The sequence below is a fragment of the Microbacterium sp. LWS13-1.2 genome, from assembly GCF_040144835.1.
GTDB lineage: Bacteria > Actinomycetota > Actinomycetes > Actinomycetales > Microbacteriaceae > Microbacterium.
This window is the reverse complement of sequence record NZ_CP151632.1, coordinates 1,247,703-1,270,498: the sequence shown is the minus strand read 5'-3', so window position 1 is coordinate 1,270,498 and position 22,796 is coordinate 1,247,703. Positions and strand designations below refer to the sequence as shown.

18 protein-coding genes are annotated in these 22,796 nt (G+C 68.5%); 5 read left to right on the top strand and 13 right to left on the bottom strand.

Annotation, left to right across the window (positions count from 1 at the left end; all coding sequences use genetic code 11):
* Window positions 1-282: 282 nt before the first annotated feature.
* The 3 genes from MRBLWS13_RS06105 to MRBLWS13_RS06095 form a co-directional block, all read right to left on the bottom strand.
* Window positions 283-3,171: a cation-transporting P-type ATPase gene (locus MRBLWS13_RS06105; protein WP_349428131.1), complete on the bottom strand. Its 2,889-nt coding sequence runs from the start codon at window positions 3,169-3,171 to the stop codon at window positions 283-285.
* Window positions 3,168-4,193, bottom strand: coding sequence for a type II CAAX endopeptidase family protein (locus MRBLWS13_RS06100; RefSeq protein WP_349428130.1), 1,026 nt, complete (start codon window positions 4,191-4,193; stop codon window positions 3,168-3,170). The genes MRBLWS13_RS06105 and MRBLWS13_RS06100 overlap by 4 nt, the downstream gene beginning before the upstream one ends.
* Before the next feature lie 80 nt (window positions 4,194-4,273).
* A complete protein-coding gene (locus MRBLWS13_RS06095; protein ID WP_349428129.1) occupies window positions 4,274-4,798 on the bottom strand; it encodes a flavodoxin domain-containing protein in 525 nt (174 codons plus the stop codon).
* A gap of 229 nt (window positions 4,799-5,027) precedes the next feature.
* On the opposite strand from MRBLWS13_RS06095, the gene ppsA reads away from it, so the two are divergent.
* Window positions 5,028-7,412 (top strand): phosphoenolpyruvate synthase, encoded by a 2,385-nt coding sequence (gene ppsA / locus MRBLWS13_RS06090; RefSeq protein WP_349428128.1) that lies wholly within the window; start codon window positions 5,028-5,030, stop codon window positions 7,410-7,412.
* A 65-nt stretch (window positions 7,413-7,477) separates the two neighbouring features.
* Here the strand turns inward: ppsA and MRBLWS13_RS06085 are convergent, their stop codons facing one another.
* Entirely contained in the window at window positions 7,478-8,230 is a 753-nt protein-coding gene (locus MRBLWS13_RS06085) for an SDR family NAD(P)-dependent oxidoreductase (protein ID WP_349428127.1), read from the bottom strand.
* A gap of 178 nt (window positions 8,231-8,408) precedes the next feature.
* Here MRBLWS13_RS06085 and MRBLWS13_RS06080 point away from each other — a divergent pair, with 178 nt between their 5' ends.
* Complete coding sequence (locus tag MRBLWS13_RS06080) at window positions 8,409-9,308, top strand: universal stress protein (protein WP_349428126.1); 900 nt, start codon at window positions 8,409-8,411, stop codon at window positions 9,306-9,308.
* A 39-nt stretch (window positions 9,309-9,347) separates the two neighbouring features.
* Here the strand turns inward: MRBLWS13_RS06080 and MRBLWS13_RS06075 are convergent, their stop codons facing one another.
* The 4 genes from MRBLWS13_RS06075 to MRBLWS13_RS06060 form a co-directional block, all read right to left on the bottom strand.
* Complete coding sequence (locus tag MRBLWS13_RS06075; protein ID WP_349428125.1) at window positions 9,348-9,983, bottom strand: response regulator transcription factor; 636 nt, start codon at window positions 9,981-9,983, stop codon at window positions 9,348-9,350.
* Window positions 9,980-11,614, bottom strand: coding sequence for a GAF domain-containing protein (locus MRBLWS13_RS06070; RefSeq protein ID WP_349428124.1), 1,635 nt, complete (start codon window positions 11,612-11,614; stop codon window positions 9,980-9,982). The genes MRBLWS13_RS06075 and MRBLWS13_RS06070 overlap by 4 nt, the downstream gene beginning before the upstream one ends.
* A 276-nt stretch (window positions 11,615-11,890) precedes the next feature.
* Window positions 11,891-12,343 carry a pyridoxamine 5'-phosphate oxidase family protein gene (locus MRBLWS13_RS06065; protein ID WP_349428123.1) on the bottom strand — a complete coding sequence of 151 codons (453 nt, stop codon included), beginning with the start codon at window positions 12,341-12,343 and terminating at the stop codon, window positions 11,891-11,893.
* Window positions 12,344-12,497: 154 nt separating this feature from the next.
* Entirely contained in the window at window positions 12,498-13,892 is a 1,395-nt protein-coding gene (locus MRBLWS13_RS06060; RefSeq protein WP_349428122.1) for a glutamate decarboxylase, read from the bottom strand.
* Between the two features lie 308 nt (window positions 13,893-14,200).
* Between MRBLWS13_RS06060 and MRBLWS13_RS06055 the strand changes: the two genes are divergently transcribed.
* Both MRBLWS13_RS06055 and adhP read left to right on the top strand, forming a co-directional pair.
* Window positions 14,201-14,869, top strand: coding sequence for a GAP family protein (locus MRBLWS13_RS06055; RefSeq protein WP_349428121.1), 669 nt, complete (start codon window positions 14,201-14,203; stop codon window positions 14,867-14,869).
* Between the two features lie 131 nt (window positions 14,870-15,000).
* Window positions 15,001-16,062, top strand: coding sequence for an alcohol dehydrogenase AdhP (gene adhP / locus MRBLWS13_RS06050; protein ID WP_349428120.1), 1,062 nt, complete (start codon window positions 15,001-15,003; stop codon window positions 16,060-16,062).
* A 59-nt stretch (window positions 16,063-16,121) separates the two neighbouring features.
* Here adhP and MRBLWS13_RS06045 read toward each other — a convergent pair whose 3' ends face one another.
* Complete coding sequence (locus MRBLWS13_RS06045; RefSeq protein WP_331910334.1) at window positions 16,122-16,325, bottom strand: hypothetical protein; 204 nt, start codon at window positions 16,323-16,325, stop codon at window positions 16,122-16,124.
* Between the two features lies 1 nt (window position 16,326).
* Window positions 16,327-16,785 carry a DUF6325 family protein gene (locus MRBLWS13_RS06040; RefSeq protein WP_349428119.1) on the bottom strand — a complete coding sequence of 153 codons (459 nt, stop codon included), beginning with the start codon at window positions 16,783-16,785 and terminating at the stop codon, window positions 16,327-16,329.
* 154 nt (window positions 16,786-16,939) lie between these two features.
* Between MRBLWS13_RS06040 and MRBLWS13_RS06035 the strand changes: the two genes are divergently transcribed.
* Window positions 16,940-17,341 (top strand): hypothetical protein, encoded by a 402-nt coding sequence (locus tag MRBLWS13_RS06035; RefSeq protein WP_349428118.1) that lies wholly within the window; start codon window positions 16,940-16,942, stop codon window positions 17,339-17,341.
* A gap of 19 nt (window positions 17,342-17,360) precedes the next feature.
* Here the strand turns inward: MRBLWS13_RS06035 and MRBLWS13_RS06030 are convergent, their stop codons facing one another.
* The 3 genes from MRBLWS13_RS06030 to MRBLWS13_RS06020 all read right to left on the bottom strand — a co-directional run bounded on the left by MRBLWS13_RS06030 (window position 17,361) and on the right by MRBLWS13_RS06020 (window position 22,786).
* Entirely contained in the window at window positions 17,361-19,598 is a 2,238-nt protein-coding gene (locus tag MRBLWS13_RS06030; RefSeq protein WP_349428117.1) for a LuxR C-terminal-related transcriptional regulator, read from the bottom strand.
* A 97-nt stretch (window positions 19,599-19,695) separates the two neighbouring features.
* Window positions 19,696-21,141: a DUF1254 domain-containing protein gene (locus MRBLWS13_RS06025; RefSeq protein WP_349428115.1), complete on the bottom strand. Its 1,446-nt coding sequence runs from the start codon at window positions 21,139-21,141 to the stop codon at window positions 19,696-19,698.
* Between the two features lie 136 nt (window positions 21,142-21,277).
* Window positions 21,278-22,786: a sulfatase gene (locus MRBLWS13_RS06020; protein WP_349428114.1), complete on the bottom strand. Its 1,509-nt coding sequence runs from the start codon at window positions 22,784-22,786 to the stop codon at window positions 21,278-21,280.
* Between the last annotated feature and the right edge of the window lie 10 nt (window positions 22,787-22,796).

Here is a 22,796-nt window from a genome sequence, read left to right as displayed (position 1 = left end):
CTTCATGCCGGAGTTGCGACCTGTGCGGCATCCCCCCGGATGCCGCACAAGTCGTCGAGGTGCGCATCGCGCCGCGCCCAGGACACCGAAGTCCTCGACGCCCTCGGAGAGAACGGGGGAGGTCGCGCATGGCGTCCACCTCTGACCCCGCTCCACACCGTGCTTGTCGTCCGTCGACCTGTCCAACCTCATTCCGTCGAACCCAGTCCACTCCCGGATCCCGCCGGCGAACAGGGTCGAAGGTCCCGATCCTTCGCGAGCCGCCACCCTGCCCGATCCGGACTAGGTGCTGGCCGGTCGGATCTCGCGGGCCGCACGCCCGCGCTCGCCGTGAGTCGGTCGCGGTCCGCGCGCACAGCGATCGTGTCTGCGCAGCGCGAGTCCGGCCTCGCGGATCGCGACGAAGATCAGAGCGGCGAGCAGCACGAGGGCCCAGTCCGTCGCGTCGAGCGGGCCGGTGCGGAACGCCGTCTGCAGCCAGGGCACGTAGACGATGGCGAGCATGATGCCGATGCCCGCGACGCAGGCGAGCCAGTAGGTGGGGTTGGAGAAGATGTAGCGCGTGAACAGCCCGCGCTCGCTGCGCCGCTGCGTGATGTTGAAGAACTGGCACACGAGCACCGTGACGTAGGTCATCGTGGTCGCCGGTGCTACCAGTGAGGCATCGACGGGCCCGGCGAAGGGGAACGACCCTTCTCGCTGGAAGAACAGCAGATAGTTGCCGATCGCCAGCACGCCGATGATCGAACCCGCGTACATCAGGTTGCCGATGCTGCGCAGCCCGACGATGTGCGATTTCGGGTCTCGCGGTGCGTGCTTCATTACCGAGCCCTCCTCGGGATCGCGCCCCAACGCGGCGATGGGCAGCAGCTCGCCCAGCAGATCGATGGCGAGGATCTGCATGACGTTGATCGCGAGTGGCAGACCCGCGACCGTGGCGAGGACGAGGCTCACGATGTTGACGACGAGCTCGGCGGCGTTCGACGTGAGACAGCTGATCACGCCCTTGCTGATGTTGGCGTAGATCACGCGCCCCTGTTCGACGGCGCCGACCAAGGTCGAGAAGCTGTCGTCGAGCAGGACGATCTCGGCTGCCTCTTTCGCGACGTCGGTGCCCGACGCGCCCATGGCGACGCCGATGCTGGCGTGCCGAAGAGCCGGGGCGTCGTTGATGCCATCACCCGTGACAGCCACGATCCGACCGGACTTCTTGACCAGATCGACGATACGTGTCTTGTCGGTGGGGTCCACGCGGCTGAACACGGTGCCGCCCGCGAGCGCCCGGGAGAGCACCTCGTCGTCGCGCATGAGGCGCAGCTCGTCTTCGGTGACGACCGTCAGCGCGTGGTCGTGATCGAGTCCCGCCTGGCGGGCGATCGCCTCAGCCGTACGGGAGAAGTCCCCGGTGATGATGTTCACCTTGACGCGGGCGTCGATGGCACGCCGCATCGCATCGGGAACCTCATCGCGGATGGGGTCGACCATCGAGACGAGCCCCAGGAGCACCAGACCCGTCTCGACGGCCAGCGGGTCGACCGCGGCCACGTCGGCAGGCGTCGCCGCGCGCGAGGCGTAGGCGAGGTTGCGCAGACCGCGGTCGGATCGTGCGATGTGGAGCGCGAGGAAGGCATCTCTGTCGGCATCGGTGAGGGGACGGATGCCGCCGCCATCGTCGATGTGGCTGGCCCGCGCGACGACCGCCTCCGGCGCGCCCTTGACCCAGGCGGTCAGGGTGCCGTCGGGAGATTCGCGGACGGCCGTCATCAGCTTGCGCGACGAATCGAAGGGGAACTCGCGCACCTTGCGCTGCTCCCGGCGCTCGCGGGGGACGTCGATGCCGGCCTTGGCGGCGACGGTGAGGAGCGCTGCCTCCGTCGGGTCGCCGAGGATATGCCAGGCCGGGTGCTTCTCGTCGGGGGGAAGCAGGCGGGCGTTGCTGGCCAGCACGCCCGCGCGGAGGAAGCCGACGAGGCGGGCGCGATCGCGTGGTGTCTCGGCGTCGGCGTCGGCTGCCCACTCGACATCGCCGGCGGGCTCATAGCCGGTCCCGCGAACGATGTACTCCTGACCGGCCGCCACGAGTCCGGTGACGGTCATCTCGTTCTTGGTGAGCGTTCCGGTCTTGTCGGTGCAGATCACCTGGGTGGAGCCGAGCGTCTCGACGGCGCTCAATCGCTTCACGAGCGCGTTGCGAGCGGCGAGGCTCGAGGCTGCCTGCGCCAGAGCGGTGTTTACCTCGGCCGGAAGGCCCTGGGGTATCACGGCGCTGGCGAATCCGACGGTGAAGAGCACCGCCTCGTGCAGGGGCAGATCTGCCCACACCGCGACCACCAGGAGAACGAGTGCCAGGGTGAACGTGGCGTAGGTGATCACTCTGCCGATGTGACCCATCTCGCGCTGGAGGGGGCTCAGCGTCTGCGGCGCCGCGTCGGCGAGCTGTGCGATGCGCCCGAGCTCCGAGTGGGTTCCGGTGGCGACCACAACCCCCACTGCCTCGCCGGTCGCCACGGTGGTGCCGGCGTGCGCGACGTTGTGTCTCTCGGCGACCATGACGTCGGTCGCGATGCGGTGGGTGTACTTGCGGGTCGGATCGCTCTCGCCGGTGAGGGCGAACTCGTTGGTGGCGAACGCGCTCGCCTCGATCAGTCGTGTGTCCGCCGGCACCGAAGCGCCCTCCGTCAGGCGGACGACATCGCCGACGACCAGCTCTGTCGAGTCGAGTTCGGTGAGGGTTCCGTCCCGGAGCACCTGACTGCGGGAGAGCGACAGATGCTGCAGAGCCTCCATCGTCTTGCCCGAGCGGTACTCCTGGAAGAACCCGATCGATGTGTTGAGCAGGACCAGCAGCACGAGCACCCCGGATGTCAGCAAATCACCCAGGTATGCCGTGATGGCGGCGCAGACGAGTAGCAGCACGATCATCCAGTCCTTGAACTGGCGGAGGAACCGTAGCGCCAGCGGCTCCGTGTGCACGCGGACGATCACATTGTCGCCGTACTCGGCTCGGAGTGCCATGACCTCTTCCGACGTGAGTCCTTCACGGCGCGTGCCGTAGCGTGCGAGCACCTCGTCTTCGTCCAGGAGATACGCCTCCGGCGAGGATGGCCGCGTCGAAGCCTCCGCCGCAGGCCTTCGCCCTTCGTGAGGGCCGTGATGCTCGTGCCCGGTCATGCCGGGATCCAGGTGCTGCGGCGTTGCGACGCCTGCGGGGGACGGACGTACATCCGGTCGGTGACCACCATGAGGGTGGCGATGACGAGCAGCACCGCCGTGAGACCGATATTCACCGGCAGCCAGTATCCCGAGGTGTTGTTCACCGAGGTGTGCAGCAGGATCACGACGAGCAGGCCGCCGCGCGACCGGTTGTACAGCCAGGTGAAGATCACCGCGAGCAGGCAGCTGCTGGCGACGCGGAGGGCGAAGCCTGCCGGACCCGTGCCCATGCCGGCGTCGTACACGCCTCGCAGGTGCAGCGGGAGGTGCCAGAGTCCCCAGACGGCACCCACGATCAGGCTGGCGAGGAACGGGCTCAGGCGCGCCTGCAACGTCGGAAGCAGCCATCCGCGCCATCCGATCTCCTCGCCGAGCGGCCCGCCGAAGAGCAGAGTGACGCCGAAGACGATCAGGATGCCGGTCCACGATCCCTCCGCGAGCACCAGCGGCTGCGAGCCGACGTCCGCGCCGAGCAGGGTGACCAGGCCGCTGCCCAGCGCGCTCGCCACGGGGAACAGCAGGACGGCGACGAGGTAGGTCCACCACGGCGAACGCGGCGACAGGATGCTGGACAGCAGCTTCGCGAAACGAGGGTTGCGGCTTCCCGAGATCCAGACCAGCGCTGCGGGAGTCGTGATCAGCAGGACCAGCAGCGCGGCCGACATCGGGGATGACACATCCGCCCATCGCGGGGAGAGGAGCAGCACAGTGACGGTCAGAGTTGCGAGCGCCGCGACGATGACGCGCAGTCGCGGGGGCTGAGCATCCGTGCCGCCGGCGGCGACCCGGTGGCCGGCCACCAGCAATGCCGCGACCGCCGGCCCGAAGGTCGCGAGCTGGTCCAGAGTGAGTGCGAGGCTCTGGTCGTGAGCGACGACCGGATGCAGGAACCACAGGCTCCACGAGATCCCGAACGCGATGGTCGCGAACGCGACCGTTCGCGCGGCCGCACCGCGCTCGATCGTGCCGTACGCGCTCATCCGACGTCCGTCACCGCGTGGGGCGGGCAGGGCGACGCAGGATGCCGAGTGCACGCAGCGTGCTCATGATGCCGCCGCCGTTATGCGCTGGGCACGGCGACCAGTCCGCCGGCCCACTCGCTCGCCCGACCCTCCTCGCCCTCGAGGAGCCGGTTGTCCAGACCGACGAGGAAGTCGGCGTGGGCGTCGGCGTCGGCGAGACGGCGGCGGAGCCCCTTCCTGATCGCCGCGGTCGCATCCCCCGAGAAGATCCGAGGTATGTCGGCTCGCGTCGAGAACACGGCGAATCGGGGGTTGCCGACGAGCATGATCCCTTCGAGCCACTCGCGCACTCCCGTTGAGCGGGCCGTCTCCTCGAGGCTCAGCTTCTTCGTCGGATCGACCGCCCACTCCACGGCCTCGGCACGAGACTTCGGCCGGGGGAGGCTGTGCGCGTGGGTGGGCGCTCCGACGATGACCAGCGTGTAGTCGCTCAGGTCGGCCGGTGCCTCGCAGGCGGGTGAGACGGTGACGTCGGCCCCCGTCGTCTCCAGCGCCCCTGCCATCGCCTCCGCGAGCTTGCGCGTGTTCCCGAACATCGACTCGTACACGATCAGTGCGTTCACCGTCCGCTCCTTCCGTCGTTGATGCACCCAGACTCTTCGATCGGCTCGGCGATGACTGGGCCGAACGTCCCGCCGTCCGCGGCGGGACCTTCGACCCTGCGCTCCCGTGGGCGCGTGAAGAGCATGGCCTCAGGAGCGCACACGCTGTGATCGCGCCGCGGTCGGGTTCGGCTTCTGGCCGCCTCCTCCCGCGCTCGGCTCACGGCTCTAGTCATAGGAGACGCACGACATGTCCAATCTGCTCTGGTTCCGAGACATCACGATGTCGGACCTGCCACGAGTCGGTGGCAAGAACGCATCGCTCGGCGAGATGGTCTCGCGTATCCACAGTGCGGGCGTCCGTGTCCCAGGGGGCTTCGCGACGACTGCTGACGCGTACCGCGCCTTCCTCGCGCACGGCGACCTCTCGGCACGGATCCGCGCCCAGCTGGCGGACCTGGATACCAGCGACGTCCGTGAACTCGCGGTGGTGGCGGCGCGCATCCGCACCTGGATCGAGGGTCAGCCGTTCCCGGCCGGCCTGAACGACGACATCCGCGCGGCGTACGCGACGCTGGTCGCCGAGCAGGCCCATCCCGACCAGGTCACCTGGGCGGTGCGATCCTCTGCGACGGCGGAAGACCTGCCCGACGCCTCCTTCGCAGGACAGCAGGAGACGTTCCTCAACATCGACGGCATCGAGAACGTGCTCGAGGCCATCCGAGGCGTCTTCGCCTCGCTCTACACCGATCGTGCGCTGGTCTATCGGGCGCAACGGGGATTCGACGAGGACGACATCGCGATCTCCGCCGGCGTGCAGCTCATGGTTCGATCCGATGTCGGGGCTTCGGGCGTGATGTTCACGATCGACACCGAGTCCGGCTTCGACGATGTCGTCTTCATCACGGGCGCCTACGGTCTGGGCGAGACCGTGGTGCAGGGGGCCGTGAATCCCGACGAGTTCTACGTCTACAAGCCGGCTCTCCGCGCGGCGCGGCCGTCGATCCTCCGCCGTGAGCTGGGGACCAAGGCGGTCGCGCTCCGATATGCGGCAGGCACGCGAGTCGGCGACAGCACGGTCCTCACCGACGTCGCCGCCGGCGACCGTTCGCGATTCAGCCTCACGGACGAGCAGGTCGAGGAGCTGGCGCGCGGCGCCCTCGCCATCGAATCCCACTACGGCCACCCGATGGATATCGAATGGGCGCTCGACGGCGTGGACGGCTCGCTGTACATCGTTCAGGCCCGGCCTGAGACCGTCGTCACCCGGAGAGACAGCAGTGTGCTGCGCCGCTACGTGCTGCGAGCGCGTGGCGATGTGCTCGCAGCCGGTCGCGCCGTCGGTGAGAAGATCGGCCACGGCCCGGTGCGGGTGATGCACGACCTCAGCCTGATGCATCTCTTCCAGACTGGCGACGTGCTGGTGGCCGACCGCACCGACCCCGACTGGGAGCCGATCATGAGGATGGCTTCGGCGATCGTCACCGACAGCGGCGGCCGGACCTGTCACGCCGCCATCGTCGCGCGCGAGCTGGGGATCCCCGCCGTCGTGGGAACGGGGACGGGAACAGAGACGCTGACCGACGGGACCGGCGTGACCGTGGCCTGTTCGGAGGGCGATGACGGGCTCGTGTACCGAGGCATCCTCGATTACGCCATCGAAGAGACCCCGCTGGATCGGATCCCAGAGCTCGCGGTGGACCTCATGCTGAACGTCGGCGTGCCCGACCAGGCGTTCACTCTTGCGCAGCTGCCCAACCGCGGCGTCGGCCTCGCGCGGCTGGAGTTCATCATCAACCGCGCGATCGGCATCCACCCGCGTGCGCTCGCCGAGTTCGATTTGCTGGCGGAACCGCTGAAGAGCGAGGTCGCGCAGCGGACGGCCGCCTACCCCTCACCCCGTGACTTCTTCGTCCAGAGGGTGGCGGAGGGCGTCTCGACCATCGCCGCCGCGTTCGCGCCAAAACCTGTCATCGTCCGGATGAGCGACTTCAAGACCAACGAGTACGCCGGTCTTCTCGGCGGTGACCTCTTCGAACCCCACGAAGAGAATCCGATGCTCGGATGGCGCGGGGCATCCCGCTACACGACCCCGAGCTTCCGTGCCTGCTTCGATATGGAGTGCGAGGCGCTGCGCCACGTCCGCGATCGGATGGGGCTCACGAATCTCAAGATCATGATCCCGTTCGTCCGCACCGTCGACGAGGCTGCGGCGACCGTCGCCCTCCTCGCGGAGAACGGCCTTCGCCGTGGCGAGAACGGGCTCGAGGTCGTGATGATGTGCGAGATCCCCTCCAACGCGCTGCTGGCGGATGCCTTCCTCGATCACTTCGACGGGTTCTCCATCGGCTCCAACGACCTGACCCAGCTGACCCTCGGCGTCGACCGCGACTCCGCCCTGGTCGCCGCGTCCTTCGACGAGCGCGACCCGGCGGTGCTCGATCTGCTCGAACGCGCCATCGAAGCGTGCACACGGCGGGGCAAGTACATCGGGATCTGCGGCCAAGGTCCCTCGGACCACCCCGACCTGGCCGAGTGGCTGCTGGCACGCGGCATCGATTCGATGTCGCTCAACGCCGACGCCATCGTCGAGACATGGCTGCGGCTGGCGGAACTCTCCGCGGTCAAGGTCTGACACGCAGCCGACCACGACCACGGCCGCACTCGTGGTCGTGGTCGTGATCGCCCGGAGGCGGGTGGTCAGATCGAGGCCCAGCCGCCGTCGACCGAGAGGATGGCGCCCGACACATTCGACGCGTCGTCGCTCAGCAGCCAGGTGATGGCGGCGGCGAGCTCCTCGGGACGAGCGACGCGCGGGATATTGGTCTGGAACAGCGGTCCGAGACGTTCTCCGGCCCACTCGGAGTGGAACGGCGCTTCGATGCTGGTTGCGACGGGTCCGGGCGCGACGGCGTTGCAGCGGATGCCCTTCGGCGTGTAGAAGAACGCGGTGCTCTTGGAGAATCCGTTCACGGCGTGCTTCGACGTCGTGTACGGCGTGCCGGCGGCGGAGCCGCGCTGACCCGCCTCGGAGCCGACGTTGACGATGCTTCCCATGCCCCGCACGAGCATCGGAGGGAGCACGGCGCGCGTCAGCCGCATCATGGCCGTCAGATTCACGGCCAGCACACGATCCCATGTCGCGTCGGCGATCTCGGCGGTCGGTTCGAAGCCGTCCATGATCCCCGCGACGTTCGCAAGCCCGTCGATCCTCGGTCCGGCGGCATCCAGGATCCGAGCGGTCGACGCCGGATCGGTGATGTCGGCGGCGACGGTCGTGACGTCGCCCTGGACCTCGTCGGTCAGGGCGGTCAGGCGGTCCGCCGACACGTCGACCGCGACGACTCGACCACCCTCTGCGACGAGTCGCTCGACCGTGGCCCTGCCGATGCCCGCCCCTCCGCCCGTGACGATGATGGTGCATCCGGTGAAACGGTTCGCCACATGAGACATGATGTCGTCCTCTCCCTGTCCCCACAGTCGACCGCGTCCGCAGGACCATTCGCGGGGCTTTGGTCCTGCGTGGCGGCGGCGGGCGTCCGCACGGCGGGACCTACGTCCCGGCCCCGCGAGATCGGCCTGGCTACGTTCAAGAGAGGAGCCACTCCGGCACCGGGGAAGGGAGACTCCCATGGAACGCATCGTCCTCGGCTATGACGGCAGCCCCGCGGCGGTCTCGGCGCTCAACTGGACGGCGGCGCGTTCGGCTCGCGGGATGACCAAGGTCGATGTCGTCCTGGTGGCCTCGCCTTCGACGAAGGACCGCACTCCGGGCGTCGAGCGCCTCGCGGAGGCGGAGGCCGCCCTGCGGGAGCGCATTCCCGGCCTCGAGGTCGAACTGCATCGCCTCGACGGGGAGGTGACCGCGTCGCTCGCGGAGGCCGCGCAAGGAGCGGACCTCGTCGTGATCGGGATCCACACCGGGCACCCGATACGAGCCGCCGCGAACGGCTGGACACCGCTGCGTCTGAGCCTGCGTGTCCAGACGCCGGTGTGCATCGTTCCTGCCGGGTGGACCGAGGGCGGTGATCCCGTGACGGTGGGCATCGCGGACGACGATTCCTCGGACGCTGCACTGGACTTCGGCATCGGGGAAGCGAGCACGACAGGGACGGGGCTGCGCCTGGTGCATTCGTGGCTGATGCCCAGCCCCACCTTCGACTACGGCACCGCGCTCACGGTGGACCCGGCGGTGGTGATCGATGGACACCGTCGGATACTCGACGACACCGCCCGAGAGGTGGCGCGCCGGCGCCCCACCCTCTCGGTCACGAAGGAGCTGATCCGCGACAGTCGATCTGCGGCCCTTCTCCGATTCGCCTCGAGATCGTCTCTGCTGCTCATCGGGACGCATCGCAGGGGAGTACTGGCCGGAACGCTGCTCGGCTCGGTCGCGCAGGAGGTGCTGTGGAGGGCGGACTGCCCGGTGTGCGTCGTGCCGCCGGTGCGGGCGGGGAGGATCGAGCGGGATCTCACGCCGTCTGCCGCCTCGGCGGACGGTCCGGGCTCAGGATCGCAACAGGCGCTCTAAGCTCATGGCGGTGTCCGGCACACGGGGCGGAATACGGCGCTAGTCCGGATCGGGGTGCTCGAGCTGGAAGATCGCGGCCTGGGTCCGGCGCTCCAGACCGAGCTTGCTCAGCATCGACGAGACGTAGTTCTTCACCGTCTTCTCCGCGATGCCGAGCCGTTCGCCGATCTGCCGGTTCGTCAGACCGTCGGCGATCAGCTTGAGCGTCTGCCGCTCCCGCAGCCCCAGTGAGCCCAGACGCGGATCCTCGTCCGCTCGATCGTGCATGCCCGCCTTCGCACGCGTCACGGCGTCCGGGTCGAGCAGAGTGCGCCCGCCGGCCACCGCGCGGATCGCATCCACCAGGCCGGATCCGCCGATGTTCTTCAGTACATAGCCGGCTGCACCCGCCAGCACCGCGGCCGAGACGGCGGTGTCGTCGTCGTAGGCAGTGAGGATCAAGCACGCCACCGACGGCAGACGCGAGCGCACGTCCCGGCAGACGTCGATGCCGCTGCCGTCGGGCAGCCGCACATCGAGCACCGCCACGTCGGGCTTGGTCGCCTCGATCCTGCCCAGGGACTGACGCGCCGTGCCGGCTTCGCCGATCACTTCCATGTCGGGCTGCGCGCCGACGAGCCCCGCAAGTCCGCGGCGGACGATCTCGTGGTCGTCGACGAGGAAGACGGTGATCATCCGCTCTCCTTCAGGCTGGTGCCGGATGCCGACCCGGTCGGGGCGATCCAGCGAACCGTCGTACCGGTGGGCGAGGACTCCACGGCGAAGGCGCCCCGCCGCTGCTCTGCGCGCTGGCGGAGGTTGTCCAGTCCGCTGAGTGCGGCGTCCGCGGGGATTCCTCCACCGTCGTCTTCGACGACGACGGTGACCTTGTCGTCGGACGCCGTGACGTCGAGCGAAACGTGGTCCGCCTGAGCATGGCGGATCGAGTTGCAGAGGAGCTCGCGGGCGACGGCGACGACGTCGGTTGCCAGCTCGTCGCGGACGAGGAGGTCGACCGGACCGTTGAATCGGATAGCGGGCGGCCGGCGCGCCCCGCTCGAGACCTCGCCGACCACATCGAGGACGCGATGGCGAACGGACGTGTCGTCGCGGTGCGAGAGCGCGAAGATGACGGTTCTGATCTGGGCGATCGCGTCGTCCAACTGGTCGATCGTGTCGCTGATTCCGTCCGCCGCTGGGCCCGGACCGACGCTGCTGGCGAGGGCCTGTAGGCCGAGTCCGGCACCGAAGAGCTGCTGGATGACGTGATCGTGCAGGTCGCGCGCGATCCGCCGTCGATCGTCGGCGAGGAGCGCGCGCTGGGCCTCCTCGCCGGCGCGCGCGAGCTCGAGCGCGAGGATCGCTCGCGAGCTGAGGTCGACGGCCCCCTCTGTCTCAGCCGGTGAGAACCGGCTGTCGTCGGGACTGCGAGAGATGCACATCACTCCCCAGAACAGCGGCCCGTTCTGCAACGGGATCGCCATCACCGGACCACTCACTCCCTCCCGGACGATGAGAAGCGGGTCGTCTGCGTCGATGGGCCGTCGCGGCTGCGTGTGCGGCCGAGGGTCGTCGAGCACCCGGCCGGCGAACACCGTGCTGGGGTCGATCTCCGTGGCGCGCAGGACGGCTTCCGCCTCGCCGTTCGTCGCGGCGACACGGAACCGGCCATCGTCCTCAGTCGGCAGGAGGATGGTGACCTGCTCGGCCCCGGAGACCTCGCGCACCCGTGTCACGAGGAGATCCAGGGCGGTGGTTGTCGAGGTCGACAGGATGGCGGCGGACAGCTCGGCCGCCGCCGTCATCCAGTGCGCGCGGACTTTTGCTTCCGCGAGGAGCCGCGCGTTCCCGATCGCGAACCCCGCCGTCGCTGCGAGTGCTTCCAGCAGCTGTTCATCCTCTTCGCTGAAGCCGCCGTCGCGGTGATTCGTCAGGTAGAGATTTCCGAAGACCTCGTCGCCGACGCGGACGGCCACACCGAGGAACGAATGCATCGGGGGATGATGGGGAGGGAAGCCGGCGGCGCGGGGATCGCCCTCCATCTCCGCCAGGAGGATCGGCCGGGAGTCGGTGATCAGCGCACCGAGGAGGCCGCGCCCCTCAGGCAGATGCCCGATCGCCGCGGCATCCTCTTCCGACAGGCCGACATAGATGAACTGCTCCAGCGCGTCGCGCTCGGGACTGATGACGCCCATCGCTCCGTACCGCGCATCGACCAGCTCGACGGCCGCCTCGATGATGCTGCGGAGCACGAGCGTGAGGTCGCTCTGCTCGACGACGGCCTGATTGGCGCGCAGCAGTGCCCGCAGGCGGCCCTGCGTTCTCATCACCTTCGCGCTCTGCGCAACCAAGGCGCTGATTGCGTCTTCGAGCTCAGAGCGAGGTCCGTCGGGAAATGACAGCGAGCCGGGCTCGACCACTGTGGTCCTCCTCCACTGCCGTTACGGCCAACGTAGGGCCGGGCGCGCCACACCGCCAGTGCCCGTGCGCGCAGCTGTCCGGAACCGGTCGGCGCTTGCTCACCGGCCCCGCCGGGACCTTCGACCCGACGAGACCGAAGGACGACGTCGTCCGGCTCGCACCGGAATCCGCCCCGCGCGGCGTCAGGTCCAGGCGTCGCCCGATGACGCGGCGTAGCGGTCCGGCTCGGGTCCGCGATGGAAACGTCGACCTGTGATCGAGACCGGCGTGATCCGCATCCAGCGGTACTTGAGCGTAGGTGTCCAGGGGGTGAGGGGGAGAGCGTCGGCGAGGTCGATCTCACGCTGCAGCTCCAGTCGCGTGGCGACGCCCTTCAGCACGACGCTCGCGCCGAAGGTGTCGTCGTGCTCGTCGACTTCGAACGCGACGCGAGGGTTGGCCGAGAGCTCGGCGAGCTTCGAGCCGGGAGCAGTGCGAAAAAGCACGCGGGGCCCGTCGACCACATAGTTGATGGGGAAGATGTCCGGCTCGCTGTTCACCGCCACGGCAAGCCGGCCCAGTTCGTGCCGTGCCAGCAGGTCCCAGCACTCCTCTTCGGTCAGCGTCGAAATCGCGTCGTTGCTCGTCCCGCCCATGACGTCACCTCCACCGGTCTGATCGCCGCATCGCGGCCCCAGCCCCAGCGAATCCCATGCCGCCGCGGACGAGGGGGCCCAAGGTCCCGCGGATTGTGGAGTCGGGGTGGTCGCCTGGCGGACGCGCTCGGGCGTCCGCCAGGCACGACGTCCGTCAGTGGTGGAAGCTGCCGGCTTCCTCTTCGGTCATGGAGTTGACGATCGGGTGCTTGTCGAAGTGCTCGATCGCCGCACGGTAGTCGGCCATGAGAAGCGACGCCTCATCACGCCCGAAGCCCTGCCGCACCAGGATCCGCTGCACGGGAAGGTCCTGTCGATCGGCCGGCATGGTGTACGCGGGCACCTGCCAGCCGCGCGTGCGCAGCCGGTCGGCGAGGTCGAACAGCGTGAACGGATGATCGACGCCCTCCTTGAGCTTCCACGACACGGCCGGGATGCCGGACTCGGCGCCCCCGTTGTTGATGATGTCGAAGTGGCCGAGCTTGCGGATCTCCTCCGCGAGGTACATCGACGTGTCGTGGCACGACTCGTGCACCTTGCGGTAGCCCTCGCGTCCGAGACGCAGGAAGTTGTAGTACTGCGCGACGATCTGACCGCCAGGGCGCGAGAAGTTCAGGGCGAATGTCGGCATGTTGCCACCGAGGTAGTTGACATTGAAGATCAGGTCTTCGGGTAGCTCCGCGGCATCCCGCCAGACGATCCATCCCACTCCGAGCGGGGCCAGGCCGAACTTGTGTCCCGACGTGTTGATGGACTTCACCCGCGGCAGGCGGAAGTCCCACACCAGCTCGGGCACGGTGAACGGGGCGATGAAGCCGCCGCTCGCGCCGTCGACGTGGATCGGGATGTCGAGCCCGGTGTCTGCCTGTAGCTTGTCGAGTGCATCGCTCACGTCGTGCACGGGCTCGTACTGGCCGGTGAACGTGACGCCGAGCGTCGGGACGACGCCGATGGTGTTCTCGTCGACCCGCTTGATCACCTCGTCGGCGTTCATGATGAAGCGGTCGCCCTCCATCGGGATCTCACGCAGTTCGACATCCCAGTACCGGGCGAACTTGTGCCAGCACACCTGCACCGGTCCGCAGATGAGGTTCGGCTTGTCGGTCGGCTTGCCGGCCTCGCGCCGTCGGGCGCGCCAATTCCACAGCAGCGCCATGCCGCCGAGCATCGCGGCCTCGCTCGAGCCGGTGGTCGACGTGCCGAGCGTGTTCTGCGCCTCGGGCGAGTTCCAGAGATCGGCGAGGATGTGGACGCAGCGCGCCTCGATCTCGGCCGTCTGCGGATACTCGTCCTTGTCGACCATGTTCTTGTCGAGCGTGTCGGCCATGATCGACCGGATCTCGGGCTCGAGCCAGGTCTGGCAGAACGTCGCGAGGTTCTGACGCGAGTTGCCGTCGAGCATCAGTTCGTCGACGACGACCTGGTACGCGTGGCGTGCGAGATGCTCCTTCTCGGGCATGCGGTACTTCGGCAGCGACACCGAGAGGTCTCCCGATGCGAAGACCTCATCGAGCAGCTCATCGCGGACGTCATCCTTCTTATGCAGCATCTTCGTGCTCTCCGCCGTAAGCCATCTTCAGTTTCCCCTGCCGTCGAGGACCCCCCAGGGTCCGATTCGGTCGGCGGCGGACTCTTGCGAGGTTCGCCGACGACGGTACGGACCATGCCTACTCCCGGCTTCGATCCGGTGTCAATGAAACTGCGGGAGGCAATTCGGGGCGAATGAAATGCTCTCGGATACTCGTGACACTTCACCACGAACGGGTGATGACAATTCCCAAGCGGCATTTCATTGTCCATCTGTGCTTCACTTCGGTGAGGGGCCTGTCTCACGGACCAGGGCTGGGAAGGGCGGTCGTGTCGACTATCGGTCACCTGCTGATCATCGCGACCGCGGTCGCCATCAGCTCCGTCCCCATCGTGACGACGATCCTCATCCTGCTGTCTCCGAACCGGTCCCGCTCGGCGGTGCCGTTTCTCATCGGCTGGGTCGTCGGCATCGTGCTGACGGTCTCCATTGCGGCGCTGTTCGCGAGCGTGCTCCCCACCTCGCGCACCGACCGGCAGCCCGACACCGCCGTCGCCATCGTGGAGATCGCGCTAGGAGTCGCGGCGATGCTGCTCGGCGTGCTCTCGTGGTTCCGTCGGCGCCGGAGCGGGGTGGCGGCGACGACTCCGAAGTGGATGCGCGCCGAGGCGAAGATGGGCGCCTGGTCGGCGCTGGGGCTGGGCTTCATCCTCAATCTCCGCCCCAAGGGCGTCGTGCTCGCCCTGGCCGCCGGCCTGACCCTTTATGCCGACGCCGGCTCGGTCCGTGTCGCGATCATCCCGGTGATCATTTACACCGTGGTCGCGGCATCCACCGTCGCCTTTCCGATCATCGTGACGGCCGCCTCACCGACCCGGATGCAGCCGCGCCTGGTTGCGGCGCATCTGTGGATGGAGACCAACGGCGGCCTGCTGACCAGCGCCATCCTCGTCGTGATCGGCCTTCTCATCGTCGGGATGGGCATCTCCCGGCTGTAGCTCGTCGTCGGCCACGCATCGTGGTGCTTGTCGCCTCTCGCGCCTGGCGAGCCTGCGGGACTTACGTCCCGGCAGCGTCCGATGCGGCGGCGAAGACTGGAGGACGTACCGATTCGATGGAGGAGACAGTCATGAGGGCAGCAGTCGTCCGAGAGTTCGGAGCAGCCGCGCAGATCGAGGAGCGGCCGATTCCCGAGCCAGGGCACGGACAGGTCCTGGTGCGGCTCGAGGCCTGCGGGCTCTGCCACACCGACATCCATGCGATGCATGGAGACTGGCCGGTCAAGCCGCCGCTGCCGCTCGTGCCGGGGCACGAGGGCGTGGGCATCATCGAGCAGCTCGGTGACGGCGTCACCAGTCGAACGCTCGGACAGCGCGTGGCGATGCCGTGGCTCGGTCACGCGTGCGGCGAGTGCCGCTACTGCATCGACGGTCGCGAGAACCTCTGCGAGCAGCAGTACAACAACGGCTACGGCGTGGACGGCGGCTATGCCGAGTACATGCTGGCCGATCCGCGCTTCGCGGTTCCGGTTCCCGATGCCGTCACTCCACTGGATGCCGCTCCGCTGACGTGCGCGGGCGTCACGACGTATGCGGCGATCAAGAACGCCCGGATCATTCCGGGAGAGACCGTCGCGGTCTTCGGTGTCGGCGGCCTCGGTCATCTCGCCGTGCAGTACGCGCGCCTCGTCGGCGCGAAGGTGATCGCGGTCGATGTCACCGAGGAGAAGCTCGCGCTCGCGTCCGAACTGGGCGCCGACCACGTCGTGAATGCGAAGACCACCGATCCAGTGCAGGCGATCCGTGACCTCGGCGGAGCAGACGCCGCCGTGATGCTCGCGGTCGCACCGACCGTCTTCCGGCAGGCGTTCGACGCCCTCAACCGCGGCGGCCGATTGGTGCTGGTGTCGCTGCCGGCCGACGGCACGTTGACGATTCCGATCTTCGACACGGTGCTCAAGGGCATCAGCGTGATCGGCTCCATCGTGGGAACGCGACAGGACCTCGTCGAGGTGTTCGACCTCCACGCGGCCGGTCGCACGCGTGTGATCACGCAGACACGCGAGCTCGACGAGGTCAACGCGTCCGTCGACGAGGTCCTTGCCGGCACCGTTCCGGCGCGGCTCGTCTTCACCTACGACACGGCGGATGTCGCTGCCGGCACCGCTCACGCCCACATCGCGGAGCGATGACGGCGACGCTCAGCACCGGGATGAGCCCGGGCGTCTCGCTACGAGGCGCCCGGGTTGTTTCAGATCCGGCGCCGCCGGGGCGTCGCGACGGCGCCCACGACGGCCGCCGTGGCGACGGGCGAGCGGCCGGGAGTGACGGCCGCCCCGACGACCGCGGCCTTCGCCACCGGCGAGGGACCGGGCGTGACAGCCGCGCCGACGACGGCCGCCTTGGCGACCGGAGCCCCGATGACTCCCACGCGTCCTACTCTTCGTCCGAGCATGTCAGGCTCCTATCTGGATGGCGGTCTCATCGGCCTCGATCGAGGCGATGATGGACTGGATCGGGATACGGCCGTCGGCGATGAGCTGGCCGCCCGCGCGGCGGGCGGCCGAGGCGAAGCCCGCGCTCCACAGGTTCTCGTAGACGAGCACGCCTGCGACCGTGCCCGGGTCCATCGCGGCCGCGAGATGCGCGACGTCGTCCGCGGCGAGGAGTTCGGCGAGTTCCGCCTCGAGGCGCACCAGTGGACCGAGATCGTCGAGTTCCGACAGCTCCAGCGCTTCGATGGAGCCGTCGGCGTCCTTCGTGAGCACGAGGATGTCGATGACGCGGATGGTTCCGGCATTCACGAGGGCGAGCAGCTCCGCCGCCATCTCGCCGGTGAAGCTGGCGTGTCCGGGTGGGAACTCGACGACGATGAAGTCGACGGGGCCGAGTTCATCGAGGGTGCGGTCGGTCATGGGATGTCCTTCCTCTGGAATCTCCACGGTGACGGATGCCGCGGCCGACCGACTCACCCACGGTGAGTGATCTTCGGCAGATGCGATCGCGCGACGGCGGTGACCGGGGCGGCGACGGCGCCCTACGGCATCCGTCAGAGATCACACGGATCGTGTGACGCCGAGCCGACCGCCCGTTGCTTCACTGGACACGGATGCCGTGCCGCTCCACGGCGGCGGCACGAAGGACGCGACCGAGAGGGTCGATATGGACTACACGGAGCACCTCCGGCGACTGAGCATCGATGCCCCCGGTCCGGAGGATCGCGCCGCGACCAGTGACTCCCTGGTAGACGCGAAGACCCGGGCGCTCGTGCGGCTCGGTGCGCTCATCGCCGTGTCGGCGGCCGAGGCATCCATCCACCGCGAAGTCGATGAGGCCGTCGCGGCCGGCGCGCAGGCGTCGGAGGTCGTCGGAGTGCTGGACAGCGTCATGCCGCTCGTCGGGCGCGCGTGCATCGTCAAGGCGTCATCGAAGGTCGCCTCGGCACTGGGCGTCGAGTTGGACCTCTACTGAGCGGGCACGCGTGGCCTGATCAGCCGCCCAGCAGCCCCAGCTCGATCGCACGCTCCACGGCCGCCGAACGGGTCGTCGCGCCGAGCTTGCGGTAGATCGACTTCACCTCGGTGCTGGCCGTGTTCCGCGAGATGAACAGGCGCTGGCCGATCTCGGCGATCATGAGGTGCGTCTGCAGGTAGGGGAGGAGCCGCATCTCTGCCGGTGTGAGCGGGAGTCCCAGCACGGTGCCGGAGCCGTCGCCCAGGGACTGCCGGAACTCCGTCACCTCGGCGCCGAGTGCCGCGACCTGCGGGCAGCGCTGCAGCAGGTCGTCGGCCTCCTTGAGCAGCTGGCGCGCCGCAGCCGCATCGCCCAGCCCTGCGAACACCTTGGCCAGCTGCAGCCGGGCACGTACGGCGACGAACGGCATCACGTGATTGCAGTGGATGCGCGCCCGCATCGCGCGGGCGAGCAGGCGATGGGACGCCGCGGCATCGCCCTGCCGCAGCGCGACACGTGCACTGACCGCCAGGGCGAGGGTCGCGGTCGGATAGCCGTCGAGGTGGTTGTCGTCGACCACGCTCATCGCGGCGCGGGCATGGTGGGCGGCATCCTCGATCGTCCCGCCGTCCAGGGCGATCACCGCCAGCTCCGATTCGCTGAGCAGGAGGGCGGCGGTGTTGCCCGCCTGTGCGGCCCGCTCGACGGATGCCGTGAACGCGCGCTCCGCGCCGGGCGTGTCGCCGACGAGCACGATCGCCGTGCCGAGCAGGTACAGCGCCGGCGCCCGCCACGGGCTCCACAGGGGCTCACTGGCCACGGCGAGCTCGGCATCCGTGAGAAGCCGAGAGGGACCGCTGAGACACATCGCGATCCGGATCATCGCGCGCGACGACTCGAACGCGAGCGCCTCGTCCGCGGTAGCGAAAACCAGCCGCGCACGTTCGAGCGTGGCCGCGCGTTCCTCGGCGGCGGGGGACTGGCCGGCAAGGAGGGCCGTCCACGCGGCGATGCCCATCAGGCCCGACGAGGCTTCGATCGTCGCCGGCCCGAGCGCGGCGAGCCATCGGTCGAGCACGGCGATGCGACCGCTCTGGTAGGCCGGCATCGCCAGCTGGGCGACCAGCACGCCGGCGTGCGTGCGTTCACCGGCGGCCAGCAGGTGCTCGATCGCACGCTCGGGCAGTCCCGCCTGTTCGAACCACTCTGCCGCGCGGAGATGCAGCCCGACGATGCGGGACGCCTCGACTCGGGACAGCTCCGTCAGCAGGAACTCGCGGAACAGCGCGTGATAGCGGAACCAGCGGCGCTCGCCGTCGAGCGCGACGAGGAAGACGCCCCGGGCCTCGAGATCGCGCAGGAGAGCGTGCGAGTCATCTGTCTGGAGCATCGCATCGCACAGCGGGCCCGACATCTGGTCGAGCACCGCCGTGCGCCGCAGGAAGTCCCGCAGCTCGTCCGAGAGGCCGGCGAGACCCTCGCCGTACAGGTAGTCCGCCACGAAGCGCTCGCCGCCGGTGATCGCCACGACATCCGAGCCGCCCCGTGTCGCCAGCGCACAGAGGTAGAGGCCGGTCGCCCATCCCTCACAGCGATCGACGGCGACAGCCAGCGCCTCGTCGGACACGGTGACGCTCGCGCCCTTGAAGATGCGACGAGCGCCCTCCTCATCGATGCGGAGGGCGTCGGAGCCGAGCTCGAACATCGCGCCGTCTGCGCGAAGCCGCGCCAGGTACGGCTGTTCGCGCCGGCTCGCGAGCACGATCTGCGATCCCGCCGGGATGCCGGCCAGCACGAGTTCGAGCGCATCATGGCACGCGTCGGATGACGCGGCATGCACGTCGTCGACGAACAGCACGAACGGTGCCGGCGCCTGGGCGAGCGCCTCCGCCAGCATCGGCGCGGACCGGCCGAGAACCCCTACGCCCATGGCGCCCATCGCCTCCGAGACCTCGCGCGCTCGCGGGGAGATCTGGCCGCCCGCCGTGGCGAGCAGCGTGAGCAGCGCCACCGGGTCGTCGTCGAACTCGTCGACGGTCGCCCAGGCCACGGGCCGGCTCTCGACGGCCGCCCATTCCGCGAGCATCGTCGACTTGCCGTAGCCGGCCGGTGCGGTGACGGCGACGACGCTCGCGCCGCTCTCGCGCGCGCGGTCGATCACGTTGCGCCGGCTGACCGCGCCCGCGCGTCGCGGTCTGATCGATGTCTTCGTCGACAGCAGATGGCTGCTGAGGCTTCGCACGGATGACGCGGCCTCATGGCTCGATTCGGACACGGGTGCATCCTAGCCAGGGCCGCCGTCCCGCTCGCGATATGTGACGGCTGAGCGGTGTGCCGCGAGCGGGACGGGTCAGGTGGGTGCGGCGACCGCGTCAGTCGTGCACGCGGGTGATCTCGGGCAAGCGCCACGTCATGTCGAACCACGGCTCGAGCGGGCCGTAGAGCCGCAGCAGCGGCCACCACGACTTGCCCGGCAGCGTCGGGATCCAGTTGGACTCCTTGCCCTCCGGAGCCGTCGGCCCGAACCAGAGCACGTGGGATCCGTCATCCTCCGCCTGGATGTCCTCTGCCAGGCTCGAGACGGCCGGGTAGGCGGTGGACTGCAGCAGCGACCGGGTCTGGGTGTCGTATGCGTCGATCGCCCAGAAGTTCTTGGCCGGCGCGTTCGCCGGGACGGTCAGCGTGTAGGTCGAGCCGCCATCGAGCAGGGCGCCGTCGGCGTCTTCGGCGGTGTAGATGTAGGCCGAGCCGGCGCCGACCTGCGCGTGCGCCATCGCCGGCGTGATCACCGTGGCGGCGTAGTGGAAGAGCGTGCGGGCGTTGAGGTTGCGGGCACCGTCGTTCAGAAACTCGTAGCTGCCGCCCACGAAGCCCTCCTTCCACGACGACCCCTCCCAGCGGAACGACTGGGGGTCGCGGGCCGCGTAGAGGGTGGCTCGCGCCATCGCCGCGCCGATCTGGGCCGCATTGTCGAGGATGCCGCGAAGGCGGTCGTCGGGTGCGAACGGCGTGCCGTGATGGATGCCGAGCGAGGCGAGCGTGCCCGCGCGCTCAGGGTCGAGTGCGGTCGTCGGCTCTTCGGTGACGAGTTGGCCGACCTCTTCGAAGAACGAGAAGTCGTTGGCGTGGACTGTGTTGATGGCCTGCTCGCCGATGTTCACGAACGTGTTCTCGGGCGCCGCCGCGGCGTCGCTGAGCCGGTAGATGCGCGACTGCTTGATGGCCGGCACCCCGCCGAGGGCGCGGATCACGACGAAGTTCGTGAACGTCGGCGACTCGTACATGTAGTAGCCGTCAGGTCGCTCGCCGTCGTACCCCGGCGGCAGGAAGAGGAACTTGCCGCCCGCGCCCCGGTCGGGGCCGGCGATCCCCATGTCGGCGACGTAGCGGAACCAGAAGTCGTCGACGACGCACAGCGACTGCGGCGGCGCTTCGATGACCGTTGGCCCCCACGCCTTCAGGTCGAGGAACGTCACGCCGTACGTGGTCTCGGTGTTCGGGGTGAGGAAGATGGGCGTCGAGGTGCACCGCGGATCGGTGTAGCCGATCTTGTCCGGGGAGTCGACCCCGGCCGTGCGCAGTCCGCGCCGCATCGCGACCAGTGATGCGCCGGGAACGGTGTTCAGGAATGCAGTGATGCCGCGGACGAGGTCGAGTCCGTCGAAGATCGATTGCACCGATTGGGGTTTCGGAACCCCGTCGAAGAACTCGAATTCTCCGAAGGGCGTTGTAAGAGTGTCCGGCGTGGAGACGTGCGCCAATTCCTCGGCAAGTTCTTGCGTCGTCAGCCCTAGTCCTGTTGTCGCCTCGATCGTCATGCTCGCCCTTTCCCCTCGTGAGTCGCCATGTCGCGAGTGTGGCAGGGGGAAGGGGGCGCAGCCATCACCCTTTTCGCGTGACGCTGACGACGGGACGCGGAGTGCGGGGGACGAGCGCATCTACTTGCTCACGGTCTCAGCTCGAGCCGCGGATGTCCTCGACGTACTGTGCGACCCGCTCGAACAACTCGGCGTCGTATGGCCCCCACTCCGGCCGGGGGGTGTCCGGGCCGCGATAAGGCTCATCCTGGTAGCGGGACTGATACTCGCCGAGCTTTGCCTCGAGTTCCGCGCGGATCCCGGCGTACGCCGGGTCGTCTGCCACGTTTCGGACCTCGGTGGGGTCGGCCTTCAGGTCGTAGAGCTCCCATTCCGGCTCGAACACGTCGTTCGAGGCGCCGGGTACGCCGAGCCCGGCGCCGTAATAGTAGATGAGCTTGTGGTCGTTGGTGCGGATGCCGTAGTGAGCAGGTGCGGCGTGGATGGGGTCGTCGTGCTCCCAGTACCGGTAGTACGCGGCATCCGGCCAGTCCTCTACCGGTTGGCCGCGCAGCAGCGGGAGGAAGCTGCGCCCCTGCGATGTGGGCAGCGCCTCATCGGCGTCGATGCCGCAGATCTCCAGGAATGTGGCAGCGAAGTCGACGTTCGTGATGATCGCCTCGCACCGGCTGCCGGCCTCGATGGCCGCAGGCCAGCGCATCAGCATGGGCATCTGCAGCGACTGATCGAACATCAGCCGCTTGTCGAACCAGCCGTGGTCGCCCAGGAAGAACCCCTGATCGGATGTGTAGACGACGAGGGTGTTCTCGGCGAGTCCTTTCTCGTCCAGGTAGTCGAGGAGGCGGCCGACGTTGTCGTCGATCGACTGGATGCACTGCAGGTAGTCGCGCATGTATATCTGGTACTTCCACCGCATGCGCGCCTCGCGGTTCTCCGGACCGCGCAGGTGCTCGGGCACCTCCTGTTTCAGATCGTCCGCGCCCATGTCGTCGGCGATCGTCATGCGCACGCCGCGTACCGCCTTGCTGCGGGTCTCGAGATCGTCGAAGAAGGTCTCGGGCTCCGGAATGCTGCCGTTGGCGTACAGGTGCTTGTGCCTCTCGTCCGGCACCCACGGCCGGTGCGGCGCTTTGTGGTGCACCAGCATGCAGAAGGCGTCGTCGTCTCCGATGCCATCCAGCCAGTCAATGGAGAGGTCGGTCACGATGTCCGTCGCGTAGCCGGGCACCACCGCGGCGCCGTTCTCATCGATCATCTCCGGGTCGACGTAATCTCCCTGTCCGGGGAACACCTTCCAGGAGTCGAACCCGCGGGGCAGTGACTGGCCGTGCTCTCCGAGGTGCCACTTGCCGAACATCGCGGTCTTGTACCCGCTCGCCTGCAGTACATCGATGAACGTCGGCACACGGTAGTCCATCTCGGTCCAGATCGACGACACACCGTTCACGTGACTGTACGTGCCGGTCAGGATCGAGGCCCGTGAGGGGCTGCAGATCGAGTTGGTGCAGAACACCGCGTCCATCCGGACCCCTTCCGCCGCGATCCGGTCGAGGTGCGGCGTGTGGTTGACGCGGCTGCCGTAGGCCGAGATCGCATGTGCGGCGTGGTCGTCGGACATGATGAAGATGATGTTGGTTCGAGTCATGATTGTCCTC